The 18,976-nt window shown below is 72.0% G+C and carries 20 protein-coding genes and 4 pseudogenes; 11 read left to right on the top strand and 13 right to left on the bottom strand.

The genetic code is table 11. From position 1 onward, the window contains the following. Positions 1 to 10 precede the first annotated feature (10 nt). Positions 11 to 945, bottom strand: a pseudogene (locus ACQEVS_RS09475) (LysR family transcriptional regulator). Between the two features lie 136 nt (positions 946 to 1,081). Between ACQEVS_RS09475 and ACQEVS_RS09470 the strand changes: the two are divergent. Further along, the gene (locus tag ACQEVS_RS09470) at positions 1,082 to 2,320 is read left to right on the top strand and encodes an MFS transporter (protein ID WP_433017897.1); all 1,239 of its coding nucleotides are present in this window, start codon (positions 1,082 to 1,084) and stop codon (positions 2,318 to 2,320) included. 139 nt (positions 2,321 to 2,459) lie between these two features. Here ACQEVS_RS09470 and ACQEVS_RS09465 read toward each other — a convergent pair whose 3' ends face one another. Continuing rightward, the gene (locus ACQEVS_RS09465) at positions 2,460 to 3,071 is read right to left on the bottom strand and encodes a helix-turn-helix transcriptional regulator (protein WP_433017894.1); all 612 of its coding nucleotides are present in this window, start codon (positions 3,069 to 3,071) and stop codon (positions 2,460 to 2,462) included. On the opposite strand from ACQEVS_RS09465, the gene ACQEVS_RS09460 reads away from it, so the two are divergent. Beyond that, a complete protein-coding gene (locus ACQEVS_RS09460; RefSeq protein ID WP_433017891.1) occupies positions 3,016 to 3,453 on the top strand; it encodes a DUF2231 domain-containing protein in 438 nt (145 codons plus the stop codon). The two genes, ACQEVS_RS09465 and ACQEVS_RS09460, sit on opposite strands and share 56 nt — an antisense overlap. Beyond that, positions 3,435 to 3,863 (top strand): hypothetical protein, encoded by a 429-nt coding sequence (locus ACQEVS_RS09455; RefSeq protein ID WP_433017888.1) that lies wholly within the window; start codon positions 3,435 to 3,437, stop codon positions 3,861 to 3,863. The genes ACQEVS_RS09460 and ACQEVS_RS09455 overlap by 19 nt, the downstream gene beginning before the upstream one ends. Here ACQEVS_RS09455 and ACQEVS_RS09450 read toward each other — a convergent pair. Both ACQEVS_RS09450 and ACQEVS_RS09445 read right to left on the bottom strand, forming a co-directional pair. After that, positions 3,844 to 4,853: pseudogene (locus ACQEVS_RS09450) on the bottom strand (alpha/beta hydrolase). The gene ACQEVS_RS09455 and the pseudogene ACQEVS_RS09450 overlap by 20 nt on opposite strands. A 655-nt stretch (positions 4,854 to 5,508) precedes the next feature. After that, entirely contained in the window at positions 5,509 to 6,195 is a 687-nt protein-coding gene (locus ACQEVS_RS09445; protein WP_433017885.1) for a TetR/AcrR family transcriptional regulator, read from the bottom strand. A gap of 160 nt (positions 6,196 to 6,355) precedes the next feature. Here ACQEVS_RS09445 and ACQEVS_RS09440 point away from each other — a divergent pair, with 160 nt between their 5' ends. Continuing rightward, the gene (locus ACQEVS_RS09440) at positions 6,356 to 7,240 is read left to right on the top strand and encodes an NAD(P)H-binding protein (RefSeq protein ID WP_433017882.1); all 885 of its coding nucleotides are present in this window, start codon (positions 6,356 to 6,358) and stop codon (positions 7,238 to 7,240) included. A 108-nt stretch (positions 7,241 to 7,348) separates the two neighbouring features. After that, entirely contained in the window at positions 7,349 to 8,116 is a 768-nt protein-coding gene (locus ACQEVS_RS09435) for an HAD hydrolase family protein (protein WP_433017879.1), read from the top strand. A 543-nt stretch (positions 8,117 to 8,659) separates the two neighbouring features. On the opposite strand, the gene ACQEVS_RS09430 is transcribed toward ACQEVS_RS09435, so the two are convergent. The 6 genes and pseudogenes from ACQEVS_RS09430 to ACQEVS_RS09405 form a co-directional block, all read right to left on the bottom strand. Beyond that, entirely contained in the window at positions 8,660 to 9,169 is a 510-nt protein-coding gene (locus tag ACQEVS_RS09430; protein ID WP_433017876.1) for a protein-tyrosine phosphatase family protein, read from the bottom strand. Between the two features lie 308 nt (positions 9,170 to 9,477). Next, the gene (locus tag ACQEVS_RS09425; protein ID WP_433017873.1) at positions 9,478 to 10,056 is read right to left on the bottom strand and encodes a LysE family translocator; all 579 of its coding nucleotides are present in this window, start codon (positions 10,054 to 10,056) and stop codon (positions 9,478 to 9,480) included. 207 nt (positions 10,057 to 10,263) lie between these two features. Further along, positions 10,264 to 10,596 carry a hypothetical protein gene (locus ACQEVS_RS09420; RefSeq protein ID WP_433017870.1) on the bottom strand — a complete coding sequence of 111 codons (333 nt, stop codon included), beginning with the start codon at positions 10,594 to 10,596 and terminating at the stop codon, positions 10,264 to 10,266. 28 nt (positions 10,597 to 10,624) lie between these two features. Continuing rightward, positions 10,625 to 11,555 (bottom strand): annotated as a pseudogene (locus tag ACQEVS_RS09415) (IS5 family transposase). Positions 11,556 to 11,607: 52 nt separating this feature from the next. Next, on the bottom strand, positions 11,608 to 11,952 hold the full coding sequence (locus ACQEVS_RS09410; RefSeq protein WP_433017867.1) for a VOC family protein: 345 nt from the start codon (positions 11,950 to 11,952) through the stop codon (positions 11,608 to 11,610). A gap of 106 nt (positions 11,953 to 12,058) precedes the next feature. Continuing rightward, positions 12,059 to 12,298: a hypothetical protein gene (locus tag ACQEVS_RS09405; protein ID WP_433017864.1), complete on the bottom strand. Its 240-nt coding sequence runs from the start codon at positions 12,296 to 12,298 to the stop codon at positions 12,059 to 12,061. A gap of 320 nt (positions 12,299 to 12,618) precedes the next feature. On the opposite strand from ACQEVS_RS09405, the gene ACQEVS_RS09400 reads away from it, so the two are divergent. Next, the gene (locus tag ACQEVS_RS09400) at positions 12,619 to 13,191 is read left to right on the top strand and encodes a hypothetical protein (RefSeq protein ID WP_433017861.1); all 573 of its coding nucleotides are present in this window, start codon (positions 12,619 to 12,621) and stop codon (positions 13,189 to 13,191) included. Between the two features lie 148 nt (positions 13,192 to 13,339). On the opposite strand, the gene ACQEVS_RS09395 is transcribed toward ACQEVS_RS09400, so the two are convergent. Both ACQEVS_RS09395 and ACQEVS_RS09390 read right to left on the bottom strand, forming a co-directional pair. Further along, positions 13,340 to 13,561 (bottom strand): DUF397 domain-containing protein, encoded by a 222-nt coding sequence (locus ACQEVS_RS09395; protein ID WP_433017858.1) that lies wholly within the window; start codon positions 13,559 to 13,561, stop codon positions 13,340 to 13,342. Further along, positions 13,558 to 14,388, bottom strand: a complete 831-nt coding sequence (locus ACQEVS_RS09390) for a helix-turn-helix domain-containing protein (protein WP_433017855.1) — start codon at positions 14,386 to 14,388, stop codon at positions 13,558 to 13,560. The genes ACQEVS_RS09395 and ACQEVS_RS09390 overlap by 4 nt, the downstream gene beginning before the upstream one ends. Before the next feature lie 221 nt (positions 14,389 to 14,609). Between ACQEVS_RS09390 and ACQEVS_RS09385 the strand changes: the two genes are divergently transcribed. Together ACQEVS_RS09385 and ACQEVS_RS09380 are read left to right on the top strand one after the other, a co-directional pair. Further along, positions 14,610 to 15,440: an ATP-binding protein gene (locus tag ACQEVS_RS09385; protein ID WP_433017852.1), complete on the top strand. Its 831-nt coding sequence runs from the start codon at positions 14,610 to 14,612 to the stop codon at positions 15,438 to 15,440. Continuing rightward, positions 15,413 to 15,670, top strand: a pseudogene (locus ACQEVS_RS09380) (DUF6255 family natural product biosynthesis protein); the annotation flags it as partial. The gene ACQEVS_RS09385 and the pseudogene ACQEVS_RS09380, both read left to right, overlap by 28 nt. Positions 15,671 to 15,723: 53 nt before the next feature. Here the strand turns inward: ACQEVS_RS09380 and ACQEVS_RS09375 are convergent. Next, positions 15,724 to 16,359 carry a TetR family transcriptional regulator gene (locus ACQEVS_RS09375; protein WP_433017849.1) on the bottom strand — a complete coding sequence of 212 codons (636 nt, stop codon included), beginning with the start codon at positions 16,357 to 16,359 and terminating at the stop codon, positions 15,724 to 15,726. An 83-nt stretch (positions 16,360 to 16,442) separates the two neighbouring features. Between ACQEVS_RS09375 and ACQEVS_RS09370 the strand changes: the two genes are divergently transcribed. From ACQEVS_RS09370 to ACQEVS_RS09360, 3 genes are read left to right on the top strand one after another with little or no spacing between them, the layout of a single operon-like run. Further along, on the top strand, positions 16,443 to 17,399 hold the full coding sequence (locus ACQEVS_RS09370) for an oxidoreductase (RefSeq protein ID WP_433017846.1): 957 nt from the start codon (positions 16,443 to 16,445) through the stop codon (positions 17,397 to 17,399). 43 nt (positions 17,400 to 17,442) lie between these two features. Beyond that, positions 17,443 to 18,675 carry a 3-oxoacyl-ACP synthase III family protein gene (locus ACQEVS_RS09365; RefSeq protein WP_433017843.1) on the top strand — a complete coding sequence of 411 codons (1,233 nt, stop codon included), beginning with the start codon at positions 17,443 to 17,445 and terminating at the stop codon, positions 18,673 to 18,675. 29 nt (positions 18,676 to 18,704) lie between these two features. Continuing rightward, entirely contained in the window at positions 18,705 to 18,956 is a 252-nt protein-coding gene (locus ACQEVS_RS09360) for an acyl carrier protein (RefSeq protein ID WP_433017840.1), read from the top strand. Positions 18,957 to 18,976: the final 20 nt, after the last annotated feature.

Here is an 18,976-nt window from a genome sequence, read left to right as displayed (position 1 = left end):
GCATCGCCGTTCAGCGTGGCAGTACCCACCCCGGCCGCCACGTCCCCACGGCGTCGTGGCCGGGTGCCGTGGCGGCGAGGTGGGTGCGGAGGGCGGGCAGGGCCGGGTGGGGGTTGTCGCGGTGCCAGAGGAGCGAGTGGGGGTAGACGGGCGCGGGATCGGTCACCGGGATGCGGCGCAGGCCGTGGCCGGCGGGCCAGACGAGGCGGGTGTGGCCACCCATGAAGGTGGCCAGGGCCGGGGTGTCGGCCACGGTGTCGAGGAGCGCGTCGGAGCCGAAGTTGGGGCCGGTCGCCTCGATGGTGAGGCCGAACTCGGCGACGAGATCGTCGTAGTAGGCGGCCCACTCGCTGCGGGGGACGATGCCCGGCATCAGATCCGGTGGCCGGCGAGGCGCGCGACGCTCACCGAGCGGGCGTCCGCCAGCGCGTGGGACGGGCCGGTGAGGAGCTCCAGCGGCTCGTCGAGGACGCGGACGGACGCGATGTCGTCGGGAAACGGCCGGCCGGGCGCGGCGACGGCGCGGAAGGTCGCGTCGATCGCGCCGGAGCGGAGGGCGGTGACGGCCGTCTCGATGTCGAGCAGCATCACCACGTCGAGCTCGGTCTCGGGGTACGCGCGGTGGAAGTCGCGCAGCAGGCCGGATGCCGCGCCGCGCGAGCTGATCACGTCGACGCGGAGGGGGCGGCGGCCGGTGCGGACGGACGCGACCGCGCGTTCGGCGACGCGCAGCAGGTCGCGCGCGTGGGGCAGGAACGCCTGCCCGTCGATGGTCGGCTCGGCACCGCGCGGTGTGCGGGTGAACAGCCGTACGCCGAGCTCGCGCTCGAGCGCGGCGACGCGTTTGGAGACGGCCTGCTGGGTGATCGACAGGTCGGCGGCCGCCTTCTGGAACTGGCCCGTTTCCACGACGGCGGCGAAGGTGCGTACGGCTTCGAGGTCCATGCCGGACGAGCGTAGTGATCAACCATTGGTTGTGCGGACCGGGTGAGGCGGTTGTTTGACCTGCCGACCCGCCGCACGCTTGGCTCTGCCGGTCAACGTCGGTTTGTGGGGTACCCCTCGTGGGAGGATGCTGAGCATGGTGGGCAGGAGGCGGCTGGGCCCCGATTTCGGCCGGCTCTGGGCGGCGAACGCGGTGAGCGCGTACGGATCCGGGCTGGGGTTCGGGGCGTTGCCGCTGATCGCCGTACTGGCGTTGCACGCCGGCCCCGCCGAGGTGTCGGCGCTGTCCGCCGTCGGGCCCGCGGTGGGTGCGTTGATCGCGCTGCCGATCGCGCCGTGGATGGAGTTCCGGCGCAAGCGCCCGGTCATGATCGCGATGGACCTGGTCCGGTTCGCGGCCATGGCGACGATCCCGGTCGCCTACGCCGTCGGGCTGCTCGGCTTCGCCCACCTGCTCGTCGTCTCGGCCGTGGTGGCCGCGGCGAAGATCGCTTTCAACGCGGCCGGCGGCGCTTTCCTCAAGGCCCTGGTGGCGCCGGACGACCTGCTCGTGGCCAATGCCCGCTTCGAGTCCACCCACTGGAGCTCCGTCGCCGTCGGACCACCGCTGGGCGGCGCGGCGATGGGCCTGTTCGGGCCGGTCACGACCGTGACGGCCGACGCGCTCAGCTATCTGCTCTCCGCCCTGGGCATCACCGCGATTCGCCACCGGGAGGAAGACCCGCGACCGGTCGGCGAAAACCCGTCCCGGGCAGGCGGGTTGCTCGACGGCTGGCGGCACATCCTCGGCGACCCCGCCCTGCGGGCGCTCTACCTCAACCAGATCATGGTCTCCGGCCTGATCATGGCCACCGAGCCGCTGCTGGCCGTACTCCTCCTCCGGCGGCTGGGGTTCCCGCCCTGGCAGTACGGCCTCGCCTTCGCCCTCCCCTGCCTCGGCGGCCTCGTCGGCTCCCGGCTGGCCCGCCGCACCGTGGCCCGTTTCGGGCGGCCCGCGGTCTTCCGGACCGCCGGCACCCTGCGCGCCGTCTGGCTGATCGGCCTGGCCTTCGTCCGCCCCGGCGTCATCGGCCTCGTCACCGTCATCGCCATCGAGCTGGCGATCATCGTCAACATGAGCCTGTACATTCCGGTGCTCGCCACCTACCGGCTCGAACGCACCCCCAGGCACCTCCTCGCCCGCACCCTGACGGCCTGGTCGATCGGCCAGCAGGCGTCCATCGCCCTCTGCACCGCGCTCGGCGGCGTCCTCGCCGACGCCACCGGCCCGCGCACCGCCCTGACGGCCGCGGGACTCCTCGCCCTGGCCACACCGCTCCTGCTTCCCCGCCGCGACCGGACGACGCCTTGCCCCGCGCCGGAACCGTCCGCGTAGCCGCCCGGGGCGTCCGGCCGCTCGATCCGTCCGGCCGCTCGATCCGTCCTCCCGCAACCCCATCCTCTCGCTCACTCCGTCCTCCCGCTCGATCCGTCCCGCCGCCCCGGGCGTTCTGCCGCCTGTGGCATCCCGCCGTTCAGGACGCGCCGTCCCCGCCCTCGCTCCCGGCCGGACCCAGCCGGACGCAGCATTCGCCGGGGTGGGGGGCGAGGACGGCCTGGATGCCGTTGACCTCGAGGCCGTCGAGGCAGCCGGCGAGGAAGGCGTGGTTCATGCCGCACACCAGGTCGGGGGCTTTGGCGGCCAGGGGGTGGAAGGGGCAGTTGCGCAGGCGGAGGCGGGTGGGGGTGTCCCGGACGGGTTCGTAGCCGTGCCGGTCCAGGAGGAGTTCGCAGGCGGTCAGGCCGCGTTCGGGGCCCGGGCGGCCGGGGCGGGTCTCCTCCCGGGCGGCTTCGCCCAGCCGCCGGCCACGCCGCCCGGCGGCGCGTACCGCGGCCTGGGCGGCGTTCTCGTCCGCGCCCTCGGTCAGGACGGCGTCCAGGAGCAGGTCGGCCGGCAGTTCGTGGCGGCGGTCGGGGATGCTCACGGTGATCTGCGCGTCGGTGGGCTCGTACACCTTCGGCTGCCGGCCGACCTTGCGGATGCCGCCGGGCGCCTCGTAGCGGGCGCGGAGGAGACCGGCGTCGACCAGCTTGTCGAGGTGGAAGGCGGCGAGCTTCCGGGAGATCCCGACGCCGGCGGCGGCCACGGCCGGCTTCCTCGGTCTGTTCGCGATCCCCGCCGGGACCCCGGCGTTCCGCACCGCCCTGGCGCACATGACGCTGAACCTGCTGGTGACCGTCGCGTACGCCGCCAACTTCGGCCGGCGGCACGGCGGTTACGCCGACGGCGGAAGCGTCGGGACCGGACAGCTCGCGCTCTCCGCCGTCAGCGTGGCGGCCCTGGCCGTCTCGGAACACCTGGGCGGCAAGCTCGCCTACCGCTACGGCGTGCGCGTCGCCGACGAGGACACCCAGGCCGAGGGCTACACGACCGGCCGACCGGCCGCGGCCGCGGGACCGCTCGCCCTGACGGCTGATCCATCCCCCCCACCACACCCCCGGAGTTGCCCATGCGCATCGCCGCGCTGATCACCTGGGTGATCACCGCCCTCGGCGGCTTCCACATGCTCGGCGTCTGGATCCGGCGCGGCGGGGTCCGGCAGCAGCGGACCGGCACCAGCCGCCTGCCCGCGCCCGTCGTCTTCGGCCACTTCGCCCTGGCCGCGATCGGACTCGTGGTGTGGATCGGCTACCTCGCGACCGGCCGGTCCGCCCTGGCGTGGGCCGCCTTCGGCCTGCTGCTGCCCGTCGCCCTGCTGGGGTTCGTGATGCCGGCCCGCTGGATCCCCGCGTATCGCGCCCGCGCCGCGACGGTGCCCTCGGGGACCGACGAGTCCGTACCCGCCGAACGGCACTTCCCCGTCGCGGTCGTCCTGCCGCACGGCCTGTTCGCCGTCGCCACCCTCGTCCTCGTCCTCCTCACCGCCCTGGGCCGGTGAGGAGCCGTCCGAGCCAGTCGGTACGGGCGGTACGGGCGGTGCGGCTGAGGGCCGCCTCCGGGGCCATGGTGTCGAAGCCGTGGTACGCGCCGGGCCAGACGTGGAGCTCGGCCCGGCCGCCGGCCTGCCAGAGCGCGTTCGCATAAGCGACGCACTCGTCGCGGAACATCTCGGCCGACCCGACGTCGATATAGGCCGGCGGGAGGCCGGAGAGGTCCGTGGCGCGGGCGGGGGCGGCGTACGGCGGGACGTCCGGGGTGCCGTGCCGGTCGCCCAAGTACGCGTGCCACGACGTGGCGGCGGAGGTCCGGTCCAGGGCCCCGGGACGGACAGGTGGCGGCCGGAGAAGGTGTCCGCGCGGTCGTCGAGCATCGGGCACAGCAGCAGCTGGCCCAGCGGGCGGGGGCCGCCGCGGTCGCGGGCCAGCAGGGCGAGGGCCGCGGCGAGCCCGCCGCCGGCGCTCTTTCCCCCGACGACGACGCGGTCCGGGTCCGCGCCCAGTTCGTCCGCGTGCCCGACCGCCCAGGCCAGCCCGGCGTAGCAGTCCTCCAGCGGTTCCGGATACCGCGCCCCGGGCGCCAGCCGGTACTCGGCCGAGACGACCGCCAGCCCCAGCGGGAGCGCCCAGTCCCGGAGGACGCGCGGCAGGACGGACCACGCGTTGCCCGCGATCAGCCCGCCGCCGTGCAGGTAGTACAGCAACGGCAGAGGGCCGCTCGGTCCTGACGACGGCCGCGCGCTCACCAGCGTGACGTCCGGGCCGCCCGGTGGTCCCGGTACGGACAGTTCCGTCACCTCGAAGAGGCCGTCCGCGCGGAGGGCCTCGACCGTGGGCCGCGGCCGGTTCGCGGCATCCCGCGCCTGCCGGGCCGCGAGGTTCTCCGGGGTGACCGGCTCCTTCGCCTCCTCGCCCAAGGAGGCGAGGACGGCGGCCAGTTCGGGGTCGAGGGGGACGGCGCCGGGCTCCTGCGGCTCCCGGTGGGCGCTCACGGCCGCCCGGCCTTCGGGCGGGGCGCGGTGCGGGGCGGGGGGAACGGCTGCCGGGGACCCATGCGGCGTATCCCATCACACCGCTCGGGAGGAACGAGCCACGCGCCGGCGCCCCGCGCACAGGTCGGCCACACACCCGTCCCGCCTGTTGCGCCCGTCGCGCCCCTCCCACCCGTCACGCCGCAGCCCGGCACGGGGCGGGCAGCCCGGGCGGCAGGCCACCCCGCTCCTCCTCGGTGAGGTCACGGCCCAGGACGGCGCACAGGTGGCGCTTTCACAGCGCCGGGTCGAGGCGGAGCAGGCTCATGGCGCCTTCACGGTCGCCGCGCGGCGCCCGCCGGTCCGCCACGCGTACCGCCTGGTAGCGGGCCACCCCGAGCGACGGGGTCGGTCTTCTCCTGGGGTCGGACGACGGCCACGCTGCCGCCCTCCGGCACCCCGGACCCCGTCGCCCCGCAGGGCGCCGGCCACCTCCGCGACGTCCGCCCGACGGCCGAAGAAGTCGCCCGCGTCCGCCTCGTGGAAGGTGGCGAGGCCGCGGAAGGCGCGGGCGGGCTCGGATACCTCCGCTGCCTCCGCGCGGACGCCGGGCCGGGGCGTCAACGCGCCTGTGGCGCGGCCCGTCACCCGGCACCGGGCGACCGGAAGCGGCGGATCAGCGGCGCAGCCACTCGTCGAGGAGGGCGGCCTCGGCCGCGCTGAGCCGGGGCAGTTCGGGCACGAGGGTGCGGAACGCCGCGACGACGGCCGACGCGTCGCGGGCGGGGGCGGTGGGCCCGTCGGTGAGGATGGCGCGTGCGACCGCGTCGAAGGCGGCGTCGGCCAGGTGCGGGTCGCTCTGTCCCGGCGGCAGGGTCAGCAGGGTGTGGACGGTTCCGGTGCCCGCCGCGCGGATGAGGTTGACGGCACGTTCCTCGCTCACCCGGAGCCGGCCGGCGGCGGCGACCCTGTGGACCCGTTCGGCGAGGATCCGCACGCCCCGGGCCTGCGCCGGGGTGTCGCGGGCGCGGACCGGGTCGAGGAGCAGCCCGTAGACGTAGGGATGGGCCAGCCCGAAGCCGATCTGCGTGTCCCAGCCGGCCCGGAGGTCCGCCACCGGGTCGTCGGAGGGCGCGACGGTTCGCTTCCCCGCCACGTGTTCGGCGAAGACGTGCTCCGCGGCGGCGTTCAGCAGATCGTCCTTGTCCTGGAAGAGGCGGTAGAGGGCGGGCGGTTGCAGCCCGGCCTCCTCGGCCACGCGGCGCGTGGTGACCGCCGCCGGCCCCTGCTCGCGCAGCAGGCCGGCCGCGGCTTTCACGATGCGGTCGCGGGTGAGGTCTCGCCGCTGCGTGTTGGTTGCCATGAGAGCGATGTTATCGGTGATACCGCCGGTGCCTGCCCGGCCGCCCTGCGCCCCGCGATCAAACCGCGATCGCCCGCGATCACCGCGTGATCAATGGAAATATCACTGATACCGTTTTCTTCGTTCCGTCGGAAACAGAAGCATCGAACGGGAGCCACCCATGCTGATCGTCACGGGAGCCACCGGCCGCCTCGGGGCGCTGATCGTCGACCGCCTGCTGGAACGGATGCCGGCCTACGGCATCGGCGTCAGCGTGCGCGACGCGGAGAAGGCCGCCGGCCTCGCCGCGCGCGGCGTCCGGGTCCGGGCGGGGGACTTCACCGAACCCGGCGGTCTGCGGCACGCCTTCGAAGGCGCCGAGCGCGTCCTGGTCGTCTCGGCGGCCATCCGGGGCGACGGTGCGTCGGCCGCCAACCGGGCGGCCGTCGACGCCGCACGGGAAGCGGGCGCCCGGCACATCGTGTACACCAGCCACCAGGCCGCCTCCCCCACGTCGCTCTTCCCGCCGCAGCGGGTCCACGCGGCCACCGAGGAGCACCTCAAGCGGCAAGGTGTCCCCTACACCGTCCTCCGCAACGGGTTCTACGCCGCGACCCTGGCCTCCTACGTCGGCACGGCGCTGGAGACGGGCACGCTCGCCGCGCCGCGGGACGGCCTGGTGTCCTGGACGGCCCACGAGGACCTGGCGGAAGCGGCGGCCGCCGCCCTGACGGGACACCCGGGCGAAGAGGGCGCGCTCACCGGGATCACACCACCGCTGACGTCCCCGAACGCCTTGGACTTCACCGACGTCGCCGCGATCCTGAGCCGCCTCACCGGCCGGGCCGTCACCCGCGTCGTCATGGACGACGACGCGTGGACGGCCGCGGCGGTCGCGGGCGGAATGCCGCGGCCGGCCGCGGAGTTCGCCCTGACGATGTTCGCCGCGTCGCGCGCGGGCGAGTTCGAGGCCACCGACCCCACCCTGGAGGCGGTGATCGGCCACCCCCCGAAGACCGTCGAGGAGGTCCTGCGGGAGATCCTGGAGGGAACCACGCGCTCCTGACGGCGAATCGGGGATGGGGAGCGCCGGCCCGCGTCGCGCCCGGCACCACCTGCCGGTGACACGGCGGGCGGCGGACCGTCCACGACATCGGCTCGATACGATCCCGTCGTGATCACCAGCGCCCGCACCACGGTCTTCGACGTCGACGGCACGCTCTGCTTCGACGGGAGGACGATCGACGACCGGATCCTCGCCGCCATCGAGACCTGCGAACGTGCCGGTCACGACCTGGTCTTCGCCTCGGCCCGGCCGGTTCGCGACCTCCTGCCCGTCCTCGGCGGGGCCTTCCCCGCCGCGACGCTGATCGGCGGCAACGGCAGCCTCGTCTCCGTCGACGGCCGGGTCCGGGCACGGGCCGCGTTCGAGGCCGGCGACCTCGCCGAACTCCTGGCCCTGGCGGAGCGGTTCAAGGCGGGCTACCTCGCCGACGGCCCGTGGGACTACGCCTACACCGGACCCGCCGACCACCCGATCCTCGGCCGCGTCGACCAAGGCCGCCTCGCCCGCCGCGTCGGCCTCGCCGGCCTCCCCGCCGTCGTGAAGTTCCTCGTGGTCGACGCGACCGACATGCCCGCCCTCGCCGAGGCCGGCCGCCGGCTCGGGATGACGGTCAACCACCACGTCGACGAGGCGCTCATCGACTTCGCCCCGGGCGCCACGAACAAGTGGGAGGCCCTGACCTCGCTGGGCATCGACGAGTACAACGCCTTCGGCAACGACGTCAACGACCTCGACCTGCTGCGCAACGCACGGCACGCCGTCCGCGTCGGCACCCTCCCGGACCTGGACGGCGTCGCCCACACCACCGTCGCCCCCGACCCGGCCGCCGTCGCCGCCGAGATCAACGGACTGGCGGCGGCGACGCCCGTGGCCTGACGGGCGGGTCGCTGCGGCGGGAGAGGAGAGAGCGGCGCACGGGCGCCGACGCGCGGCCCGAGCCCGGCGGCTCCGTCGCGGTGAACGATCACGGGTCCGCCCCCCCCGTTTTGTCGATGGCGCGCGGGGAGGCGGCCGTTCCGCGCACCGTACGACCGGGGAAACCGCGCCGGTCACCCCGCCGGCCGCTTCGCCCGCATCGGCCGCCAGGGCGACGCCGGTGTAGCGGGCGGCGCCGATCTCTCTCCGGCGGGTGACCGGTACGACCGGCCGGGCCCGCTCCTCCCCCGGTGGAACCGGCACCGGAGGGTGCGGACCGCGAACACGGTGGCCATCCTGGCATTTGACCGTCGGCCCCAAGACAGCCGCTTGACCTTGCCGCCGGCGCGGCAGGGCCGAACGATGACCGGCATGAACAGCACCGCACCGCCCGACCGGCCGATCCGCCCGACCGGCCGATCCGCCCGACCGGCCGATCCGCCCGACCGGCCGATCCGGCCGTCCGGCCCGGCCTGGGCCTGGGCCTGGGCCTGGGCCCAGGTTTCAACCTTGGAGATCTGCCAGGAGGTAGGCGACGTCAAGGCCCGTGGTCAGGTAGTCATGGAAGATCTGGTTGTTCAGGGCCCATGGAGACCGCTTGTGCCGGATGAGCCGGATTGCCGCGGTGGCTTCGTGGCCGAGGTGCACGAGAGTCTGCGCCACGACCAGGCCGGAGCGGTTGTAGCCGGAGTGGCAGCGGACCAGGGTGGTGCGGCCGGCCGCGTGGGCGCGTGCGGTGGCGTGTGCCATCCGCTGCACGGCGTCGATCTGCCGGGCGGTGAGGGGGCTGTCGGGGATCTCGGCGACGAGGTGCTCGACGCCCGGGCACGGCCCGTGACCGGAGCGGGTGGACAGGCTGACGACCATGTTGAACTCGTCGCGGACGATGGCCTGTTGGAGTTCGCCGGCGGGATCGGTCCAGTAGTGGCCGCCCATCCACAGCCCCGGCACGATCTCGTCCCAGGGCGTCTGCGGTCCCGGCGCGTCACGGTCACGCTGACGTGTCTTCTTCACAGGGCCTCCTTCCTCGAACGACCGACTGGGCGGCCGACTGGACGACCGACTGGACGGCCAACGCAGCGCCTGGGCCGTGCGGTTCCCCGTCCGGCCAGGCCAGGGAGAACGGGACGGGTCCACAGGACGAGCTCAGGCCACTCGGGCGGTGGCCGCGAGAGCCAGTTCGCGCAGGGTGACGCGCCTGCGCTTTGGGGTGGCCGTGGGTAGGCAGCCGCCATGTCCATGGACTGGGCGCCGACGGGGAGATCCGCTTCGGTCGGTGCCGTCGGCCGGCGGGGTCACGGGCGCGGAGACCGGCTGGGGGTCTACGAGCGGTCGGTGAGGAGGTTGGCGGCGAAACCGAGGAAGGCCACGCCGGTGATTTGTTCGAGGCGGCGGCGGAACGCGGGGCGTACGACGCGCTCGCTCAGCGCCGAGGCAGCACGGGTGAGAAGCCAGTACCAGGCGGCCAGTTCGATCACGTCGATGGCGGTGAAGAGCAGCGTCGCGCTGAACGTCGGTGCGTCCCGTGGGACGAACTGTGGGATCAGGCTCATGTAGAACACGCCCGCCTTGGGGTTGAGGAGATTCGTTCCCAGGCCGGCGCGGAATGCCGCGCAGCGGTCGGCCGGGAGAGCGGTCCGCTTTGCCGGCCCGGGGTCGGCCGGCTTTCCGGAACGCCGGAGGGCCGTGGCTCCCAGAAGGACGAGGTACGCGGCGCCGCACACCCGGAGCGTGTCGTACACCGGATGGGACGCGAGCAGCAGGGCCGTCAGGCCCACGGCTGTTGCGATGCCCCAGCCCATGCAGCCGGTGAGGATACCCAGGGCGGCGGCCAGCCCGCCCCGTCTGCCTTGCGCCACGGACGTTCGGACGACGAGCAGCGAGTCGGAACCGGGTGCCATGTTGACGAGCATGGCCACGCCGGCAAAGGCCAACCCGGCGGTAATCATCGTGTGCGTTCAGGGGCTCCCAAGGCGTGGCGCGGAGGTGCGGAGGAAGTCCGGAAGACCACGGTCACCATGGACAAGCAACCGTGTCCTACGCGCCTCCGCCAGTCTCTGCTGAGGTGGTCGATGGTTTTTGCTCATGCCGCCTTCACGGTGCGGTTTTCACCGCGAAGGCAGGTCAAGGTCGGATGCCGGGGGCGGCCCGAGGTCGAACTCACAGATCTCCATCCCGGCGAACGAAGTATGATTCCGGTCGAATTGAAGCCATACGCGGGGCGCTTCGTCGTCGAGATGAATCCAAGTGCCGCCGGCGCGGTCGGCCGGCGCCGTGCGCAGGTAGGTGCAGGTCGGGGCGCAATCGCACCACCCATGGAAGCGCAACCTCCCTACGGCCCGCGCCAGTCCGGGCTCTCCCTCGGAGATCAGCGTCGCCTTCAGGAACGACACCAGCGCGGGATGGACGTCCGCGAGCAGCGGCGGTTCGGGCTCGCTCACGTGGTCAGGCCAGGCCATGTCTCTCCGATCATGAGCGGATCCAGATGATGACGGCCGCAAAGGTCACGGTGCCCAGGAACACGTGGCCTCGCTTGTCATAGCGGGTCGCCACGGCTCGGAAACCCTTGAGCTTGTTGATCGCCCGCTCGACGACGTCGCGCTTCTTGTACCGCTCTCTGTCGAAGCCAGGGGGGCGGCCGTCGCGCGAGCCGCGCTTGATGCGGTTGGCCGCCTGGTCGGCCTTCTCCGGAATGACGTGCCGGATGCCTCGTTCGCGCAAGTAAGCCCGCGTGCGGCGGTTGCTGTAGGCCTTGCCGGCGTTGACGCTGTCCGGACGGGTACGGGGTCTGCCGGCGCCGACTCGCGGGACGCAAATCTTCTCCATGACCAGCTCGAACCGGGTGCAGTCGGCCCGCTGCCCGGGCGTGACCACCAAGGACAACGGACGACACCGGCCGTCGGCGCTCGGATGGACCTTTGTGGTGAACCCGCCGCGTGAGCGGCCAAGGCCCTCACCCACAGCCCCGCCTCCTCCAGGTGGCCGAGCAGGCATGCCCACGCCGGACCGATCTGATGTTCCGTCGCCGTCGCCCTCTTCGAGGCGGCCGACGGCGCGGCCTTGCGGGCACCGGCGGCGTGCTGGTGTGCGCGCATCACCGTGGAATCGACCGAGACGTCCCAGTCGATGGACCCCTCGGCGTCGGCGACAGCCTGGACCTGCTGCGGCATTCGCTCCCAGGTGCCGTCCGCAGGCCACTGCAGATGCCTTTTGCCGCGGTCTTCCACGGGCCGAACCTCCCGGGCAGGTCTCGCCACCGCATCCCGGTCCACACCCGGTGCAGAACCCCATTGATCACCTGCCGGTGATCCCGCCACCTGCCACATCGCCCGTTGCTCACCGGCAGAAGCGGCTCCACGCGAGCCCGCTCCTCGTCCGTCGGATCACCGCGGCCAGTCATGACAAGCCAACGAGTCGGATGATCGGAGAAGCGTGGCCGGGGCCGAGTCGGTTCACCCTCCCGTCGGGGTCCATGCGGCAAGCTCGTTGCCACCCGGCTCTCGGAAATGGAAGCGCCTGCCGCCGGGGAAGTCGAACGCCTCGACCGTGATGGTGCCGCCCGCCTTGAGTACCGCGCTTCGTGTGGTCTCCAGGTCGTTCACCTGGATCACGGCGAGCGGCCCGGCGGGGGCTTCTGAGTGGTCCTGTTGGAAGCCGAGGCTGACTCCGCCGCCGCAGTCCACATCGGTGTACTCCGGGCCGTACGGTGTCGCCGCCCAGCCGAAGACGGCCCCGAAGAACTCTGCTGATTCCTGAGCCGACGTGGTGGGGAACTCGACCATCGTGAAGCTGTTCATGCCCTCGATCATATGAAGGGTTGCTGAGGCCGTGTCAGGGCCTGGTGGGCAGTTCCGTGGCATGGTGATCCACCAAGACCGGCGCGGCCAGGTCTGTCGCGACACGTCACCGCAGTCGCGCTGTGGCGCCGCTCGTGATCGGAGAGACATGGCCTGGCCAGGCGAAGGACGACCAGCATGCCGTCGCGCCCGTGATGACGACCTTTGCCGCGATGTCCTTGGCCTCCGTCATGGCAGCTCGGGCCACCGCGGGTCGGCCTGCCGCCGACGCCGCGCCCGCGGTGCCGGTCACGAGGATGCCGCCGAGCAGGGCGGCGGAAAGTACGCCGGAAATGGTGCGCTTCACTTCTGGATTCCCCAAGGTGTGGGGAGAGAAGGGCCTGTTCGGGACCGCATTCCTCATTTCCGGGGCAAGGCCAGGAGCGGAAGATCCCTCATAGGAAGGGGATGAGGGGTGTCCAGGGGGTGCCTCCGGGCCTGGCCGTCGCGTGGCCCGCTCGGTCGGGTGTGCCGTCCGTAAGGGCTGTCCAGGAATACGCCGGGCTGTCATGCCCTGCCCCCGGAGTGGGTGCCGGCTTGCGTTCGGCGACCGCCCTCGGAAGAGTCTCATCCGGCGGGCCGCGCCTCGGGGCGGCGTCGGGTGAGCTGGGGCAAGGGGGGAGAGGCATGTGCGTCATGGATGTGGTGGCCAAGGAGGCTGCGGTCGCTCGGTTCCTCCGCGCATATCCGCGGATAGAGCAGGCTGAATGCGACCACCCCGCGCTGCTGGGCTGCGCCGATGTCCCGTGGTCGCGGATTCCCGGGTGTCCCGACGGGATCCCGGCCCTGTTCCGTGGTCTTCTCGATCAGGCAGCCGGCCCCGAGGCCCTGCGCGTGCTCGGCAACGTCTTGATGAACAGCGTCTTTCACCTGAGCGCTGCCATGCCACCCGCCTTGCCTTTCCTGATCAGCCTGGCAGCCGTCCCTGATATTGCGGTGCGCCCCGGCCTGGTCGACCTTTTGGCCGTCGCCGCGGAGCTTTCCCAGCCTGTCGACGCCGACAACGAAAGCGAGGTCCTGCTCTTCGGCAACGACTGCGACCACCCGGAACGCGAAGGGTGCAGGGCCGCCTTTGCCACACACGCTTCCGCGCTGCGCGCGCTGTTGGCGGACGAAACCCTTCCGGACGGACTGATCAGCAAGGGCGACCGGGAGTCCCTGCTCGCGGCTGTCGAACCGCAGAGATACGCCTCTGCCTGATCCCCCGCAGGCCGGCACTCATGCCGGCGGGCGCACCTGACCCGGAGGTCCTCGACCTCGGTCGCCGACCGCCAGGCGGCGGGGCAGCGCCCGTTCGGGCCAGGGGACCGGATAACGGTCGGCCGATGTCGCGGGGCCGCCCGCATGGTCATATCGCCTCGCCGCCCAAGGCGTTCAGGAACGCGTGCCACGCGGGGGCGGGGAAAACGAGGGTGGTTTTACGGGTGGGGTCCTTCGTGTCGCGGACCGCCTGTCGGGCTCCGGGCAGCACGCCGTGCTCAAGGCAGTTGTTCGCATGGCCGCTGTAACTGCTGGTGTTCCAGTGCGTTCCGGGCTCTGCCTGGGGAGATACTGAGGTGGCGGACCTCATGGGGCGTGTTCCTTTATGAGCTCACCGAGAAACAGTCGAGAGTCCGCAGGAGAGAGTGCTGCTGCGGTGAGTTCTGCCCACACCTGCATGTAGGTGCGGACATCGTGGTCCTGCTCCAACAACGTGCCTCCGTTTGTATGTTCCAGCCATACGACTTCGAGCGACGACTCCCCGCGGTAGCGAGCAAGGCTGAAGGGCACGTACTGCCTGGGCGGCAAGTCTGCCTTGAGCGGCAGCACCTGCATCATCACGTTGGGATGGTGACCCATGTCGATGAGGTGGTGTAGCTGTTCGCTGATGACTTCGCGGCTTCCCGGAATGCGGTGCAGGGCCAGCTGGTCGATGATGAAATTCATCTGAAGTGCGGGGTAGCCATCGAGAAGTTCCTTGCGTTTCAGTCGTGCTTGGATGCGCGCCTCCGCCTCGTCACCGCAATTGGCCGGAGTGATGACCTGCCGGATGTAGGGCTCGGCTTGGAGCAGACCCGGAATGACCGTCGATTCGTATGTGCGGATGAGTTCGGAATCGACCTCCAACGTGAGGTAGTCGGTCAAGGTGCTGCCGGTCAACGGTCCTTCCGACGTCCACCAGTCGACCTTGTAGATGTCGCGCGCCAGCTGCTTGATGCTCCGGCGGCGCCCGGCGTCGGTGACGCCGTAAAGATCCAACAGCGCGGTCAGGTCGGCCGGCCTGATGCCGCGCTTGCCGTTTTCGATCTGGGAGATCTTGGGCTGCCCGCATCCCAGCCGGACGGCTGCCTCCGAGACAGTCAGTCCCTTGGCCCGGCGCAGGCGCCGCAGCTCGTTGCCGAGCCGCTTGCTCCTCATGGTGGGCATGCTCCTCTGATCCATGACTGCATGATGGCTCATCCCGGCGGGCGTCAGCCTGGCATATGCCAAATCACTCGGCAATGTATTGCCGGGACGGCAATAGTTGCCCGCCGACGGCTCGGCAGTCCACTATGGCACCGATCACACAGCGCACTCGCGGCGTGACCCGAAGTCCGCCCCTGTCCTGGTGCGTTGCGCTGCCCGCGCTTGGAGCTGCGATGACCCTCCCTGTGCACGACCTGAAGCTTGAGATGTCGCTCGCCCTCGTCCCCACCCCGACCAAGCTGCCGCAGGTGCGCAGCTTCGTGCGGCTGCAACTGCGCTGGTGGGGGCTGGCGGAGGACGTCGTGGACGACGGGCTGGCCGTCGTCGGTGAGTTGCTGGCGAACGTGGTGAAGCACGTGGGGGAGGGGGAGTGCGGACTCAGTCTGCGGGTGTGTGGCGGGGTGCTGCACATTCGGGTGCGGGACGGTTCGTCGGTCCTGCCCGTCGCCAAGTGGCCTGTGGCGCATGGGGTGCGGGAGTGCGAGGAGGGGCGGGGGCTGCTGATCGTCGACCGGCTCACGGACGGGGCGTGGGGTGCGGAGCGGTCACCCGGCGGTGGGAAGGTCGTCACCTGCCGGTTGCCGTTGGGCAGGCCGTCCTCGGCGGCCAGGGGAGCCGCGCCGCATTGGCACGCCTTCTACTGGGCCGGGGCCGCGGCTCCCACCGGTGACGAGGAAGCCGATCCCGACTGCCCCAAGCCGCCCGCCGTCAACGCGGCGTCCGCCGCCTGGGTGCGCAAACCCGCCACTCTGCACGCCGCGCGGCTCGCCGACGCCGCCGCCTGCCTCGGCTGGCTGGAACGGCGGCTCGCCGCCGATCCGCCTGTGGCGCGGGTGCCGGCGCCGTCGCTCGTCGGGTACGCGCGGGGGGAACTCGACCACGGCGAGCGCAAGTTGCCGTTGCAGTGGACGACCGAGGACGGCCGGACCGTCCGGCTCGTGCTGCTCGCCTGTCCCAGCCGTAGCCGGGCCTTCCGGTGCCCCGGCCCGCAGACCGCGAAGTGAGGGAGGGCGTGGACGTGAAGCGAACCGTCGGGCGGCTCGTCGGGCACTGCCGTCACCTTGACGGATGGGAAGCGGCGGGCGGTGAGGAGCGCTGCCGTACCTGCGGGACGCGGCGGTTCACCGACTACGGCGCGCTGCGCCCTCGCGAGCTGCCACCCGTCGTGGCACCGGCACCCGAGGACGCCGCGCGGGCGGACCGTGCCGCCGCCACCGTCATGGCCCGCACCATCCGCCACATCAGTCGCTGGGGGCGCAGCGGCGCCGAGTTCTGGTTGCCCTCGGGTCAGGCCACGGCTGCGTCCAGGGCCGGGGCGATCACCGCGAACGCCTGGTCCAGGAGGTTCGCCGGGTCCTCCGTGCCCTCGCTGTCGCTCCAGCGCCGGAGGACGGCGTCGAAAGCGGTGAGGGCCATTCCGGCGGCCATGCGCGGATAGAGGTCGGTCTCGGGGTCGAGGCCGTGACGGCGGCCGAGTTCGGTGGCGAGGTGCTCGCGCCACTCGGCCTGCCGCTCCAGGAAACGGGCCAGCAGCGCAGGGGTGCGGAGGATCAACTGCACTACGCGCAAGGCTCGTTCCGAGTGGCCCGCGCAGGCGGCCACCGGTACCCAGACGGCGTGGCGGAGGGCCGTGGCCGGGGGTTCGTCGGACGGGCGGGCGGTGAGCTCGGCGTGGATGCCGGTGCCCATGTCGGCGAGGAAGCGGACGACGACGTCCTCTTTCGACGCGAAGTAGCGGAAGAAGGTCCGCTTCGACACGCCGGCGGCGGCCACGATCTCGTCCACCGTTACCGCGTCGAACCCCTTCGAGGCGAGCAACTGCAAGGCCGCCTCGGAGAGTTCGTCCGAGACGAGCCGGCGTTTGCGCTCGGCAAGGGTGAGGGCGGGGCCGGCGTGTGGACCGGTGTCGGGGCGGGTGGTCACGGAGGCATCCTACCGGTGCCGTGGCAGAGGTGACACTCAGGCGCATCTTGACACTTGGTGCCACGCGCGGCAGCGTGTGTCGCATGACAAGGGAACAAAGGGAGCGGCAGTGGACCGCTGACTGGATCCGGGACCTCGACGGCCGGGTGTTCGTCGTCACCGGAGCCAACAGCGGGCTGGGCCTCGCGACCACCCGGGCGCTCGTCCGCCGGGGCGGGCACGTGATCCTGGCGGTGCGGGACGTGGAGAAGGGGCGCCGGGCGGTCTCGGACGTCGTCGCGTCGCATCCGGACGGCGGCGCGCGGCAGCCGGAAGTCCGCCATCTCGACCTGGCCGACCCCGACTCTGTCCGCGCCTTCGCCGACGGGATGCACGCGGACCACGGCCACCTGGACGTACTCGTCAACAACGCCGGAGTGATGGCGCTGCCGCGCTCGCTCACCCCGTACGGACACGAGCTGCAGTTCGCCTGCAACCACCTCGGCCACTTCGCCCTCACCGGGCTGCTGCTCGACCTGCTGACCGCCGGGCGCGACCCGCGCGTCGTCACCGTCAGCTCGGTCAACCACCGCAAGGCGGGCCTGGACTTCGACGACCTCACCGGCGAACGCCGGTACTCGCCGATGGGCGCCTACAACCAGTCGAAGTTCGCCAACGCGGTCTTCGGACGCGAGCTGCACCGCCGGCTGACCGAGGCCGGCAGCCCGGTGCGCAGCCTGCTCGCGCACCCCGGGTACACCGCGACCGGCCTCCAGATGAAGTCGTCGAGCGCCCTGCTGCGCCTCCTCCTCGGCCGCGTCGGCAACGCGCTCCTCGCCCAGACCCCCGAGCAGGGCGCCCTGCCCCAGCTCTACGCCGCCACCGAACCCGGCCTGCCGGGCGGCCTGTTCATCGGCCCGTCCGGCAAGGGCGAACTACGCGGCACCCCGAAGGAGGTCGAACTCGCCCCGCCCGCCGCCGACCCGGCCACCGGCCGCCGGCTGTGGGAGCTGTCGGAGGAGGCGACGGGGGTCCGGTACGGGCTGCCGGCCTCGGTGTGAGAGGCGCCGGGGGCGCCGGTGGCCGAAGGTCTCTCCGCCCGGTGTGACGGCGACCGGCGTCGGCGCCGCGTCCTGCCGTAGGATTTCCCGAAAATGCGCAACCAACCGGATATGCCTTCGCCTTGCTTTCCGGAGCGTCGAATTCGCGCATGAGCAGAAGGGCGAACGCGGATCACCCGTTGGAATGGGCGGGCGGTCGCCCGCCGCATTTCCGGCTCGGCGTGAATCGTCCCACGGCTACCGTGGCGAGGTGCTCAAAGCCCCGCGCACCCGTATCGAATCCGTGGCCGTACATCTGCCGGGCCGCTACCGGACCATGGAGGAAACCCGCGAGAAAATCGCGGAGACGGGCGGTTACACGCCGCCGCCCGGCCTGTTGGAACGCCTCACCGGGGTGCGCGGTGTCCATGTGCGCGAGGACGGGGAAAACGCCTCGGATCTGGCCGTGGCCGCCGCCCGTACCGCTCTCGGACAGGCGGGTTTGAAAATCGGCGACATCGACCTGCTGCTCTTCGCCGCGACCTCGCAGGACTTGATCGAACCGGCCACGGCACACCTCGTGGCGGCGAAAATGGGAGCCTCCTGCCCGGTGTTCGATGTCAAGAACGCCTGCAACAGCGTCCTCAACGCCATGGAAGTCGCCTCTTCCCTCATCTCGGCAGGGCGCTACCGCACGATCCTCATCGCCTGCGGGGAGTCCGGCACCCTGGTCACGCGCTGGCACGCCCCGGACTGCGGGGATTTACTGCGGGCCATGCCGGGCTACACCGCCTCCGACGCCGGTGCCGCGATGGTGCTCGCGGCGGCTGCCCCCGTGAACGAGGACGGCGCGGAGATCCTGGCCCTTCGGTTCGTCTCCAACTCCGCGGCGTGGGAAGCCTGCACGGTGGCCGCCGGCGGCACCCTGCACGGGCGCTCGATGCACGACGACCATGCCACCCTGCGTTTGAACGGAGACCTGCGGCGAATCGCGTTGGAGACCCTCCCGAAGGCCCTGCCCGAGGTCGAGGACGAGCTGCGGGCGGCGCGGGAGAGCGATTTCATCGCCTTCCACCAGATCAGCATGGTGCACTTCCACAAGACGCTCGACACGCTCGCGCTCCCCGAGGCGCGGTGTATGCCGGCGGTGGCGGAGCACGGCAATTGCGGAGCGGCCTCGCTCCCCCTGCAACTGGTCAAGGCGCGGGAATCCGGCCGCCTCACCCGCGGCGACGCCGTGGCGATGCTCGGCATGGCCAGCGGATTCAGCTTCGGTGTGGCCCTCGCGCGATGGTGACCGACCCGACCGAACAGCAAGGAAACGTCATGCCGGAGAACTACGAAGCCGTCCGCTCCCTCCTGACCGATGCCTTCCGCATTCCCGAGGATGTGATCCGCCCCGAGGCCACGCTGGAGCAACTGGAGTTGGATTCCCTGGCCCTGGTCGAACTGTCGCTCATCATCCACGAGCGGTTCGGGGTGAACCTCGGGGGCGAGCGCGTGCCCGCCGACACCACCGTCGCCGAAATGGCCGCCCGCCTCGACGCGCTGCGGCACGCGGCGGTGGGCCCGTCATGAGAGAGCCCGTCACGCCAGAT

Source organism: Streptomyces sp. CA-181903 (assembly GCF_050937075.1).
Classification (GTDB): Bacteria; Actinomycetota; Actinomycetes; order Streptomycetales; family Streptomycetaceae; genus Streptomyces.
Note: the sequence above shows the minus strand (reverse complement) of the source record. Positions and strands in the feature narration are given on the sequence as shown.

Excerpts from the sequence above, each read along its gene's own strand:
- ACQEVS_RS09445 (WP_433017885.1), bottom strand. The coding sequence starts at position 6,195 with ATGGCAACCAACACGCAGCGGCGAGACCTCACCCGCGACCGCATCGTG.
- ACQEVS_RS09390 (WP_433017855.1), bottom strand. The coding sequence starts at position 14,388 with ATGAGGAGCAAGCGGCTCGGCAACGAGCTGCGGCGCCTGCGCCGGGCC.
- ACQEVS_RS09410 (WP_433017867.1), bottom strand. The coding sequence starts at position 11,952 with ATGAACAGCTTCACGATGGTCGAGTTCCCCACCACGTCGGCTCAGGAA.
- ACQEVS_RS09385 (WP_433017852.1), top strand. The coding sequence starts at position 14,610 with ATGACCCTCCCTGTGCACGACCTGAAGCTTGAGATGTCGCTCGCCCTC.
- ACQEVS_RS09370 (WP_433017846.1), top strand. The coding sequence starts at position 16,443 with ATGACAAGGGAACAAAGGGAGCGGCAGTGGACCGCTGACTGGATCCGG.
- ACQEVS_RS09440 (WP_433017882.1), top strand. The coding sequence starts at position 6,356 with ATGCTGATCGTCACGGGAGCCACCGGCCGCCTCGGGGCGCTGATCGTC.
- ACQEVS_RS09425 (WP_433017873.1), bottom strand. The coding sequence starts at position 10,056 with ATGGCACCCGGTTCCGACTCGCTGCTCGTCGTCCGAACGTCCGTGGCG.
- ACQEVS_RS09470 (WP_433017897.1), top strand. The coding sequence starts at position 1,082 with ATGGTGGGCAGGAGGCGGCTGGGCCCCGATTTCGGCCGGCTCTGGGCG.
- ACQEVS_RS09360 (WP_433017840.1), top strand. The coding sequence starts at position 18,705 with ATGCCGGAGAACTACGAAGCCGTCCGCTCCCTCCTGACCGATGCCTTC.
- ACQEVS_RS09395 (WP_433017858.1), bottom strand. The coding sequence starts at position 13,561 with ATGAGGTCCGCCACCTCAGTATCTCCCCAGGCAGAGCCCGGAACGCAC.
- ACQEVS_RS09400 (WP_433017861.1), top strand. The coding sequence starts at position 12,619 with ATGTGCGTCATGGATGTGGTGGCCAAGGAGGCTGCGGTCGCTCGGTTC.
- ACQEVS_RS09455 (WP_433017888.1), top strand. The coding sequence starts at position 3,435 with ATGCGCATCGCCGCGCTGATCACCTGGGTGATCACCGCCCTCGGCGGC.